The organism is Sphingomonas segetis, assembly GCF_009720245.1.
GTDB classification, from domain to species: Bacteria; Pseudomonadota; Alphaproteobacteria; order Sphingomonadales; family Sphingomonadaceae; genus Sphingomicrobium; species Sphingomicrobium segetis.
Window position 1 is genome coordinate 1 of record NZ_WJSQ01000092.1, and the last position, 10551, is coordinate 10551.

12 protein-coding genes are annotated in these 10551 nt (G+C 66.4%); 6 read left to right on the top strand and 6 right to left on the bottom strand.

Annotation, left to right across the window (positions count from 1 at the left end):
• Together GH737_RS09760 and GH737_RS09765 are read right to left on the bottom strand one after the other, a co-directional pair.
• Positions 1–517: DUF2182 domain-containing protein (locus tag GH737_RS09760; RefSeq protein WP_196233087.1), on the bottom strand; the 517-nt coding region annotated here is incomplete at its 3' end.
• Entirely contained in the window at positions 498–1136 is a 639-nt protein-coding gene (locus tag GH737_RS09765) for a DUF1326 domain-containing protein (protein ID WP_155264639.1), read from the bottom strand. The genes GH737_RS09765 and GH737_RS09760, both read right to left, overlap by 20 nt.
• A 106-nt stretch (positions 1137–1242) precedes the next feature.
• Between GH737_RS09765 and GH737_RS09770 the strand changes: the two genes are divergently transcribed.
• Entirely contained in the window at positions 1243–2073 is an 831-nt protein-coding gene (locus GH737_RS09770) for a c-type cytochrome (protein WP_196233088.1), read from the top strand.
• Positions 2074–2112: 39 nt separating this feature from the next.
• On the opposite strand, the gene GH737_RS09775 is transcribed toward GH737_RS09770, so the two are convergent.
• Complete coding sequence (locus tag GH737_RS09775; RefSeq protein WP_230558742.1) at positions 2113–4194, bottom strand: M13 family metallopeptidase; 2082 nt, start codon at positions 4192–4194, stop codon at positions 2113–2115.
• 90 nt (positions 4195–4284) lie between these two features.
• Between GH737_RS09775 and GH737_RS09780 the strand changes: the two genes are divergently transcribed.
• From GH737_RS09780 to GH737_RS09800, 5 genes are all read left to right on the top strand, one after another.
• Positions 4285–5883: a carboxyl transferase domain-containing protein gene (locus GH737_RS09780; protein WP_155264642.1), complete on the top strand. Its 1599-nt coding sequence runs from the start codon at positions 4285–4287 to the stop codon at positions 5881–5883.
• A gap of 110 nt (positions 5884–5993) precedes the next feature.
• Entirely contained in the window at positions 5994–6398 is a 405-nt protein-coding gene (locus GH737_RS09785; protein ID WP_230558743.1) for an endonuclease domain-containing protein, read from the top strand.
• Positions 6395–8275: an acetyl/propionyl/methylcrotonyl-CoA carboxylase subunit alpha gene (locus GH737_RS09790; RefSeq protein WP_155264644.1), complete on the top strand. Its 1881-nt coding sequence runs from the start codon at positions 6395–6397 to the stop codon at positions 8273–8275. The genes GH737_RS09785 and GH737_RS09790 overlap by 4 nt, the downstream gene beginning before the upstream one ends.
• A 14-nt stretch (positions 8276–8289) precedes the next feature.
• Positions 8290–8805 carry a superoxide dismutase family protein gene (locus tag GH737_RS09795; protein ID WP_196233089.1) on the top strand — a complete coding sequence of 172 codons (516 nt, stop codon included), beginning with the start codon at positions 8290–8292 and terminating at the stop codon, positions 8803–8805.
• A gap of 63 nt (positions 8806–8868) precedes the next feature.
• Positions 8869–9174, top strand: a complete 306-nt coding sequence (locus GH737_RS09800) for a PilZ domain-containing protein (RefSeq protein WP_155264646.1) — start codon at positions 8869–8871, stop codon at positions 9172–9174.
• Here the strand turns inward: GH737_RS09800 and GH737_RS09805 are convergent.
• The 3 genes from GH737_RS09805 to GH737_RS09815 form a co-directional block, all read right to left on the bottom strand.
• A complete protein-coding gene (locus GH737_RS09805; RefSeq protein WP_196233090.1) occupies positions 9171–9359 on the bottom strand; it encodes a hypothetical protein in 189 nt (62 codons plus the stop codon). The two genes, GH737_RS09800 and GH737_RS09805, sit on opposite strands and share 4 nt — an antisense overlap.
• 79 nt (positions 9360–9438) lie before the next feature.
• Positions 9439–9987 (bottom strand): hypothetical protein, encoded by a 549-nt coding sequence (locus tag GH737_RS09810; RefSeq protein ID WP_155264648.1) that lies wholly within the window; start codon positions 9985–9987, stop codon positions 9439–9441.
• 222 nt (positions 9988–10209) lie between these two features.
• The coding region (locus GH737_RS09815; protein ID WP_230558744.1) for an alpha/beta hydrolase at positions 10210–10551 on the bottom strand (342 nt) is incomplete at its 5' end.

Sequence of the window (10551 nt, forward strand, 5' to 3'; positions counted from 1 at the left end):
CGTCCCAGCCCGGCCGCCAGTGACGGCTCAGGAACTGCGCCGGCGAGCGGCAGCGGGCGAGGCAGCCGAGCTTGAGCGGCGAGAGCTGGTAGGCGCCCGCCGCGATCAACACCGCTGCTTCGGCCATGCGGTCGCCGAGGGCCATCGACGGACCGGCGACAAGGCGCTGCACGAACGCCGCCCCGATCGAAAACAGCAGCCACACTGCGAGATAGCCGGAGAGGAACATCCAGCTTTGCGCGAGTGCGAAGTCGCCGCCCCGCATCTCGCGCACGCGGGCGTAGAGCAGGATTGCCGGGCTCGCCGCGGGGAGCATCATCGCGACCATCATCAGCCACCACATCAGCACGATGGCGCCGAATGGCGGTGCGGCCATCGCCGTCATTTCGTGAGCCATGCCGGCGCCGGTCGCAATGTACCACCAGCTGATCAGCGCCAGCAGCGCGGCGCCGCTGAGGACGATCAGCCGCTCATGACGCAGGATCCTGCCGGCGAGGTCAGGCGGCGCGGACGACACCGTGACTGTTCAGCCGAATGTCCGCGAACTGGGCGTACTTGCTCGCGATCTCAATCTCCATCGGCCCCCCGGTCGTGCGGCTCGACGCGCTGCCGATCTCGGCAATCTCGTACTCGAAGCCCTCGGGCAGGTGAATCCGCGCGCGGTGCTCCACCCCGGTTACGGGGTTGCGGATCGGCTCGCCGGTCATCTCGACATATCCCGGAATTGACAGCCTGCCGCGGCGCCCGTCCACGTCCACCTCGAAATCGATGTTCGTGAAGACCGGCTCGTGCATCGTTTCGATGGTCGAAGCGAACACCGCGAACATGGTCGCGAACGGGTCGGTGTCCTGGCCGGTCATGATCTTCAGCAGGGCCTCGCGCTGCGCCGGGTCCGCCCGCTCATCGACGAACGCCAGCGCTTCGCCGTGGCCTTCGTGGATCGGCCCGGGCCACTTGAACAGCGCCGCGATCTTCAGTCCGTCCAGCGGCGTTTCGCCATAGCGGCCCTCGTCGATTTCGATCCCGGCAACGGCGTGGCAATGGCCTTTGTCAGGAAGCGCGTTGAACTGGCAGTTGCAGCCATATTCGCAGGTGCAGTTGATGAGTTCGCGCCCGCTGAACTCCCAATAGGCCATTTCCGACCTCCTTCTGCCGCGAGTCGCCATAGCACGAGCGCTCGATTCTGTGCAGTCGCGCGGCGCGCTACTCTCGGTTATGAGTGCGTGCTGGGGGACAAAGCACATGCGGGTTTGCGGCGCCGCCATTTTGCTAGGGCTTGCAGCATGCCAGCAGCAGCCCAAAGCTTCGCCCAAACCGACGGAGATCACGTTCGATGGTGCGCAGGTTACCGATGCCGCGGCGTTGGTCGCCCATGGCGCTCGCCTGACGCAGGTGCTCGGCTGCAAGGGCTGCCACACGCCTGCACTTACGGGGCAGAATATCTTCGATGACGCTCCGCAATATGGCGTCATGTACGCGCCGAACCTCACTCAATTCGTGCCACGTCACTCCGACGCGCAGATCGAAGCCGTTCTCCGCCGCGGGATTGAACCCACCCGCAAGGACTTGTGGGGAATGCCCTCATCCGTGTTCCAGCACCTCAGCTCAGCCGATATGAGGTCGCTGTTCGCTTACTTGCGTTCGCTTCGGCCGGCCGGTGAGCCCTCGCCGCCGCCACGCCTCAGTGCGCTCGCGAAGAAGGAGTTCATTGATACGGGGCAGGTGAAGCCTGAGGCACAGGCCGTCGTGGAGGCACGGCTGAAGCCGGCCATCGACCTCGGGCCCAGCTATGCGCTTGGCCGCTACATTGCCTCGGTCACCTGCGCGGAGTGCCACGGCCCTGATCTTACCGGCACCAAAGATGTCGAGCCGGGACTCAATTCGCCCAATTTGATCGTCGTCGGCGCCTACACCCGCGCGGATTTCGAGCGACTGATGACGACTGGAGTGCCGGTCGGCGGAAGGAAGCTTCGGCTGATGGACGAGGTCGCCACGCACCGCTTTTCGAGGATGACGCCGCACGAACGAGATGCGCTTTACGCCTACCTCAAGGCACGCGCGGAGCGGCCGTAAAAGCTCCTCCGCACGAGCTTCGCTCGCAGGGGGGAACGCTCAGCCCCAGATCTTCACCCGCTTGTCCGGTGCGAGGTACAGCTTCTGTCCGGGCTGCACGTTGAATGCCGGGTACCAGGCGTCGAGGTTTCGCACGGTCTGCGCCCTGAACTGTTCGGGCGCGTGGCCATTGGTCAGCACGATGTTGCGCAGCGTCTCCGGCCGCGACTTCACCGCCCATGATTGGGCGTAGGCGATGAAGAAGCGCTGGTCGCCGGTGAATCCGCCGATCGTCGGCGCCGGCCTGCCACTGAGCGATGCCTTGTAGGCGTCGTACGCCGCGGCGAGGCCAGCCACGTCGGCGATATTCTCGCTCAGCGTCAGCTTGCCGTTGACGTGCAGCCCCGGAAGCGCCTCATACTGGTCGAACTGGTTGGCGAGTGCGTCCCCGGCGGCCTGGAACCGCTTGAAATCCGCGGGAGTCCACCAGTTGCGGAGCGCGCCGGACGCGTCGAACAAGGCGCCGCCGTTGTCGAAGCTGTGGCTGATCTCATGCCCGATGGTCGCACCGATGCCGCCATAGTTGAACGCCGCGTCGGCCTTGGGATCGTAGAAGGGCCGGACCAGGATCGCCGCCGGGAAATTGAGTGCATTCTGCACCGGCAGGTTGACCGCGTTCACCAGCTGCGGCGGCATCCACCATTCGGCTCGGTTGAGCGGCTTGCCGATCTTCGCGATCTGGTGGCGATATTCGGCGAGCCGCGCATTCTTCTGGTTGGCGTAGGCATTGTCGGCCGTGATCTGCAGCCCCGAATAGTCGCGCCACTCGTCGGGATAGCCGACGCCGACGACGATGTTGTGGACCTTCTTCAGCGCCTCCTGCTTGGTCGACGGCGCCATCCATTCGATCGCCTGCACACGCTTGGCGAACGCAGCCTTGATGTTGTCGACCATCTTCTGGATCTCGGCCTTCGACGAGGCAGGGAAATATTTGTCGACGTAAGCCTTGCCGACCGCGTCCTGGAGCGCGTTGCTGGTGGCGTTGAGCGCGAGCGCGTCGCGCGGCCGCTGCTGCGGCTGCCCCTGGAGCACGGTGCCCTTGAACGCGAAGCTCGCGTCACGGAACGCCTTGGGGAGCACCGCCGCCTGCTGGTTGAGCGTGTGGAAGGCCAGCCAGTCCTTCCAGTTCTGCAGGGGCTCCGAGCCGACCAGCGCTGCGAGCCTGGGGATCGAGGCGAAATGATAAGCGTCGAACTTCTGCACGCCGCCGAGCTGCGCCGCATCGAGCAGCGCGCCCCAGTCGATCCCGGGCGCCTTTTGCTCGAGCTGCTGGCGGGTCCAGACTTGCGCGCCGTTGGCGAAGTCCTCGCTCTGCTCGCGCGGCTCATGCGCCTTCGCGATCTTGGTCTCGAGATCCATGATCCGTGCGGCCGCGCCCTGTGGGTCGGCATAGCCGGCGGCCTGGAGGACGGTCGCGACATAGGCCCGGTACTTGCCTCGGATGTCGCCCATCTTGGCGTCGCCGGAAATGTAATATTGCGCGTCCGGAAGGCCGATGCCGCCCTGCATGATGTAAGGCAGTTGCTCGCCAGGGGTGGCGAGGCCTTGGGTCACGAATATCCCGAACAGATTGTCGGTCCGGTAGTTGGTCGCGTTCAGCGGATCGGTGTCGGCGCGGAGGCTGCTTCCGATCGCGGCGCTGAGCGCGCGCTTGTCTGCGATCGCCGCGATCGCATCAAGGTCTGCCTTGGCGGGAGCGATTCCGGCGCGGTCGATCGCGTCGGTGTTCAGATAGGCCTTGTAATAATTTGCGATCAGCGCGTCGTTGCCGCTCGTCGGATTCGACTTGATGATGTTCTCGAACAAGGCGCGCGTGTTCTTCTCGCGCTCCTGGTCGGCGATCCAGAAGCCGCCGATGCGCGACCGGTCAGCCGGGATCGCGGTGTTCTTGACCCAGCTGCCGTTCGCGTAGCTGAAGAAGTCGTCGCCCGGCGTGACGCGCTTGTCCATCCAGCTCGTCTCGATGCCGAGTTCGGTGCCGGGCTTGTGCTCCTGCTGCTGGGCGGCATTCTCGCTCCCGTGCGTGTTGCACGCCGCCAGCGCGAACGACGAGGCGACGACGAATAGAATGGCTCGCTTCACGAAAATTCCTCCTGGAGACTGCTTTGCCATCGCCTGACGTTGCGGCTAGGCGAGCGGCAGGCATTTTCGACCAACGGACAGATCGGCGGCATGAGCGCACCGCGTATCGAGAGCAAAATCGCGACCGACAGCGAAGAGTTCCGCGCGCGCGCCGCTCACAATCGCGCGCTCGCCGCCAAGCTTCGCGCCGATGTCGCCCAGGCCTCGAAAGGCGGCACGGAAAAGCACCGGCAACGCCACATCGCGCGCGGAAAATTGCTCCCGCGCGACCGCGTCGAGCGGCTGCTCGATCCCGGCTCGCCGTTCCTCGAGATCGGTCAGCTCGCCGCGGGCGACATGTACGACGGCGAGGTTCCGGGCGCGGGCATCATCTGCGGGATCGGCCGCGTGTCGAGCCGGCAGGTGATGATCGTCTGCAACGACGCGACGGTGAAGGGCGGCACCTATTACCCGCTGACGGTGAAGAAGCACCTGCGCGCGCAGGAGATCGCCGAGCAGAACCGGCTGCCGTGCGTCTACCTGGTCGACAGCGGCGGCGCGAACCTGCCGCACCAGGCGGAGGTGTTCCCCGACCGGGACCATTTCGGCCGTATCTTTTTCAACCAGGCGCAGATGAGCGCCCGGGGCATCGCCCAGATCGCCTGCGTGATGGGCAGCTGCACCGCCGGCGGCGCCTACGTGCCCGCGATGAGCGACGAGAGCGTCATCGTCCGCAACCAGGGCACGATCTTCCTCGCCGGGCCGCCGCTGGTGAAAGCGGCGACAGGCGAGGAGATTTCGGCCGAGGAGCTCGGCGGCGGCGACCTGCATGCGAAGAAAAGCGGCGTCGTCGACCATCTCGCCGAGAATGACGAGCATGCGCTGACCATCGTCCGCGACATCGTCAGCACGCTGCAGCCGCGGTCGAGCGCGATCGAGCCGCGCGAGCCGCGTGCGCCGCTGTACGCCTCGGAGGAGCTCTACGGCATCATCCCCGAGGACGTGCGCGCGCCGTACGACGTGCACGAGATCATCGCGCGCATCGTCGACGCGTCCGAGTTTCAGCCGTTCAAGCCACTCTACGGCGCGACTTTGGTGTGCGGCTTCGCACACATCTGGGGGATGCCGGTCGCGATCCTCGCCAACAACGGTGTCCTGTTCAGCGAGAGCGCGGTCAAGGGCGCGCATTTCATCGAGCTCGCCGCGATGCGCGGCATTCCCTTGCTGTTCTTGCAGAATATTTCCGGGTTCATGGTCGGCGGAAAGTATGAGGCGGAAGGCATCGCCAAGCACGGCGCCAAGCTGGTCACCGCGGTCGCCACCGCGCAGGTGCCCAAGATCACCGTGCTGATCGGCGGCAGCTTTGGCGCAGGCAATTACGGAATGGCCGGCCGCGCTTACTCGCCGCGATTCCTGTTCACTTGGCCCAACAGCCGGATCAGCGTGATGGGCGGCGAGCAAGCGGCGAGCGTGCTGGCCACGGTCCATCGCGACGCCGACACATGGACGCGCGAGCAGGCGGAGGCATTCAAGCAGCCGATCCGCGAAACCTACGAAGCCGAAGGCAACCCGTGGCACGCGACTGCGCAGCTGTGGGACGACGGCATCATCGACCCCGCGCAAACCCGCGACGTGCTGGGTCTCGCCTTCGCAGCCACGCTGAACGCACCGATCCCGGAGCGCCCGCAGTTCGGCGTGTTCAGGATGTGATGGTGGAGGAAAGCGCCACGCCAAATCCTCCCAGGAACGGGGAGGGGGACCGCTCGGCGAAGCCGAGTGGTGGAGGGGGCCCACGCGTTCTCAAAGTGCCAATCAAGCAAGTGAAGCGCGCACGTCAGTTGCGGCGCCAGATGAGCTTGCCGGAAGTGCTGCTGTGGCAGCAATTGCGAAAGCGACCCGATGGACTGAAGTTTCGCAAGCAATTTCCGATCGGCGAAATGACCGTCGACTTCTCCTGCCTCGAGCGCCGCCTTATCGTGGAAGTCGACGGTAAAGGACATTCGTACGGCGATCAGCCGCGACGCGACGCCGCCCGCGATGCGGTGCTCTGGCGAGAAGGATTCCTCGTCCTCCGCATTGCTGCCCGCGACGTGCTTCGAAATATGGATGGCGTGCTTCGCCTTATATCTGCGACCTGTTCCGAGGTGGGCCCCCTCCACCATCCGCCTTCGCCTTCGGCTGCGGCGGACGGTCCCCCTCCCCGTCCCGGGGAGGATTTGCGGTGATCGCCTCTCTCCTCATCGCCAACCGCGGGGAGATTGCGTGCCGAGTCATGCGGACGGCGCGGCGGCTCGGCGTTCGCACGATCGCGGTCTATTCCGATGCCGACGCCAAGGCGCTGCACGTGCGCATGGCGGACGAGGCGGTGCACATTGGGGCTAGCCCGGCGCGGGAGTCCTATCTTTGCGGCGACCGGATCATCGAAGCGGCGAAGGAGTCCGGCGCGGAGGGCATCCACCCGGGCTACGGTTTCCTCGCCGAGAACGCCGACTTCGCGCAGGCGGTGATCGACGCGGGGTTGATCTGGGTCGGGCCGAAGCCGGACAGCATCCGCGCGATGGGACTCAAGGACGCGGCGAAGAAGCTGATGGCGGAGGCCGGAGTGCCGGTGACGCCGGGCTACCTCGGCGAGGACCAGAGCCCCAAGCATCTCAAGAAGGAGGCCGACGCGATCGGCTATCCGGTGCTGATCAAGGCGGTCGCGGGCGGCGGCGGCAAGGGGATGCGCAAGGTCGACGTCGGCGCGGATTTCGAGGACGCGCTCGAAAGCTGCAAGCGCGAGGCCTCGTCGAGCTTCGGCAACGACATTGTGCTGCTCGAAAAATGGATCGAAAGCCCGCGGCACATCGAGGTCCAGGTGTTCGGCGACAGTCACGGCAACGTCGTTCACCTGTTCGAGCGCGACTGCTCGCTCCAGCGCCGCCACCAGAAAGTGATCGAGGAAGCGCCCGCGCCGTGCATGGACGCGGAAACGCGCGAAGCGGTGTGCGGAGCCGCGGTGCGCGCGGCGCAGGCGGTGAGTTACGAAGGCGCGGGGACGATCGAGTTCATCGCCGACGCGTCCGAGGGCCTCCGCGGAGACCGCATCTGGTTCATGGAAATGAATACGCGGCTGCAGGTCGAGCATCCGGTCACCGAGGAGATCACCGGGCAGGACCTCGTCGAATGGCAGCTTCGAGTCGCGTCGGGCGAGCCGCTTCCGAAGACGCAGGACGAGCTGGCGATCACCGGCCACGCGATCGAGGCGCGGCTATACGCGGAAGAGCCGGCGAAGGGCTTCCTCCCGAGCGTCGGCAAGCTCGATCATTTCGACCTGGGCGACGAGGGGCGGATCGAAACCGGCGTCGAGGAAGGCGACGCGATCTCATCCTTCTACGACCCGATGATCGCGAAGCTGATCGGCCGCGGCGCGGACCGCGACGAAGCGATCGGTGAGCTCGCGTCGATGCTCGACAATGTCGAAGTGTGGCCGGTGCGCACCAATGCCGGCTTCCTGTTCAATGCCGTGCTCCACCCGGAGTTCGGCGCTGCCGACATCGATACCGGCTTCATCGAGCGCAACCTCGATGCGCTGGTGCCCGATCCCGAGCCGGAAGAAGCAATCTGGCGCGGCGCAGCCGCAGTCGCGCTCGCGGTCGATGAGGACGAGGAGCCGCTCGCCGGACTGGCCGGCTTCCGGCTCAATGCTCCTGTGCAGGATCGAGTCTCGCTTTCGCGCCGCAGCGAGGTTCGGTGGGTTTCGACGGCGGACGGTGAATTCGCTGCCGTCTCCGGCTTTCGCGATGAAGAGCGTGTCGTCGCATTCTACGAAGGCCAGGCTTACGAGTTCGGCCTGACCGTCCGCGGCACCGGTGCTTCGCACGGCGTCCACGACGGCGAGCTCGAGGCGCCGATGCCCGGCAAGGTCACGGCGGTCGAGGTCTCGCACGGTGAAAAGGTTGCCAAGGGACAACGCTTGCTTACGCTCGAAGCGATGAAGATGGAGCATGCGCTGACGGCGCCGTTCGACGGCACGGTCGCCGAGCTCAACGCGAAGGCGGGCGCGCAGGTCACCGAGGGGCAGCTGCTGGTGCGCGTCGAAGCTGAACCAACCAGCGACTGATGGGTTGTCATCTCATGCGCAAACTCTCTCTTCTGCTCCTCCCCATCCTGATCGGCGGCTGCACGACGATCGAGCCGGCCGGCGGCGCGCCGATGGCGCTGGTCAATTCCGCCGGCCAGTCGGTCGGAACCGTCCGCGCGTGGCAGACCGCGGGCGGGGTCAGCTTCCGGATCAGCGCCGCCGGCCTGCCGCACGGAATCCATGGGCTTCACGTTCACGCCGTCGGCCGCTGCGACCCGCCCGAGTTCACGAGCGCGGGCGGGCACTGGAACCCGGCGGACAAGAAGCACGGGATGAACAATCCCGCGGGGCCGCACGCCGGCGACCTCCCGAACGTCGAGGTCGCGGCGAACGGCGTCCTCAACGCGACCGTGACGCTGCCCAACGCAACCATGGCCGCCCTCCTCGACGCGGACGGCTCGGCGCTCGTGCTCCACGCCGGGCCGGACGATTATGTGACCGACCCCAGCGGCAACAGCGGCGCCCGCATCGCCTGCGCCGTCATCCAGGGCGGCGCGGAGATCCGCTAAACTGCCTCCGCAATGGAGGAATGCTTAAACCGCCGCATACTGCTCGGCGCTTAGCCCGGCCGCATGGCCCTGCCGCTCCCATACTCCGCATCACGCCGAAGCGAACGCGTTGCCCTCGACGCCGGCATCTCGCTCCGCCGCCCGGGGCAGCTCGGCTATGCCGTCCGAATCTTCGACGTGTCGTGCCACGGTTGCCGCGTCGAGTTCGTCGAGCGGCCGGCGATCGACGAGCAACTCTGGGTCCGCTTCGACGGGCTCCAGCCGATCGAGGCGGAAGTCTGCTGGATCGACGGCTTCACCGCCGGCGTGAACTTCGTTAGCCCGATCCACCCCGCCGTATTCGACACGCTCCTGCGGCGCCTGCGCTAGGCGGCGGTACGGTCGTTGAACATGGCCGAAGTCACTATTCCGACGCGCTCGCGGTAGCGCTGCTCGAGTTCGAGATGCACGCGCCGCGCCGTACCGTCCGACGCGCGGTCGGCGGCGGAGCGCTCCTGCGCCGCGCGCCGCATGAAATAGGTCCGTTCACTCTCAACCACAGGCCAAACCCCCAAAACGTGGCGAATCGCATCATACGCCTGTTTTCGCGGCGACGGACTCACCTCGATCGATCCTGGACGGGGCCGGCCGGCGCTAATAGCCCCGGCGGTCGCGGCCGACCCGGACGCTGCGGACATAGCCGCGATAATCGACGTCGCAGCGGAAGCTGAGATCGCGGTCGCGGCCCCAGCCGCGGTCATCATCCCGATCACGGTCGCGGTCGTAATCCCGCCGGTCGTAATCGCGGTCGCCGCGCCGGTCGAAACCGAGCGTGCCGCGAACGCGCACCTTGTCGGAACGGCGCTCGACATCGGTGATCGCGGTCACCCGGAGGTAATTGTTGTACCCGGGGAACGGCAGGGGAAAGGCCCCCGAATTTTCGCTCCGTGCGCGCTGCACGGCGGCGTTGGCGCAGCTGCGGATCGCCTGCCGGTCGCTGACGTCGTAGCGGTTGCCGATCAGCGAATCGACGATCGCGCCGACCACGGCCTGGCCGGGATCGTAGGGCTGGTTCGGATAGGGAGCGCCGGGCACGGGCAGGGGTAGCGGGAGAGGCTGCTGATAATCGTATTGGGCCGCGGCGGGAGCGGCGGCCGTGACCGCCAGGGCGGCCGCGGCGATCGATGACGCGAAGCGTGTCATGGGAACCCCCTTCGAGAGGAGCGCGGCTTGTATCACGCTCGTAACGAACGCGACAGCCGTCGCCGTCGCGGCTACGGCTCTCAGGGGCGCGGCACTTCCGCGCGTATTGCGCAAGAGCAGTCGGGTGTATGACCCTCGCCTCCATTCGCGAGACGAGTTTGATCACAATGACCGCACTAATAGCGGGCGCCGTCATCAATGTGGTGGTGAAGCGGACTATCATCATTTTGCAGACCGGCTAGGCTGCGCACGCCCGAACACCGCGTCGAGGAACGAGTCCTTCGCCGCTTTCGGCACCTCGTGCTCGCCGTCGAACGGGACGAACGCGACGTCGGCGCCTTCGCGCTGAAGCAGCGGTACGATTTCGCTGCTGGTGACCTCGAAGCGGAGCGTCGGGTCGTCGCGGCCGTGGCTTATGTAGACGCGGCGGCCGCGCTCGGGGCTCGCGCTTTCGATCGCGATTCCGGGGGACCAGGCGATCACCGCGGCGAATGGGCGGCGGCGCGACAGGCCCATCGCCAGCGCGAAGGTCGCGCCGTCGGAGAAGCCAGCGAGCACGGTGCG

What these genes read in the sequence shown, in the direction of transcription:
- GH737_RS09800 (WP_155264646.1), top strand. Translation starts at nt 8,869, where the DNA reads ATGGCCCTGCCGCTCCCATACTCCGCATCACGCCGAAGCGAACGCGTT.
- GH737_RS09810 (WP_155264648.1), bottom strand. Translation starts at nt 9,987, where the DNA reads ATGACACGCTTCGCGTCATCGATCGCCGCGGCCGCCCTGGCGGTCACG.
- GH737_RS09795 (WP_196233089.1), top strand. Translation starts at nt 8,290, where the DNA reads ATGCGCAAACTCTCTCTTCTGCTCCTCCCCATCCTGATCGGCGGCTGC.
- GH737_RS09770 (WP_196233088.1), top strand. Translation starts at nt 1,243, where the DNA reads ATGCGGGTTTGCGGCGCCGCCATTTTGCTAGGGCTTGCAGCATGCCAG.
- GH737_RS09780 (WP_155264642.1), top strand. Translation starts at nt 4,285, where the DNA reads ATGAGCGCACCGCGTATCGAGAGCAAAATCGCGACCGACAGCGAAGAG.
- GH737_RS09765 (WP_155264639.1), bottom strand. Translation starts at nt 1,136, where the DNA reads ATGGCCTATTGGGAGTTCAGCGGGCGCGAACTCATCAACTGCACCTGC.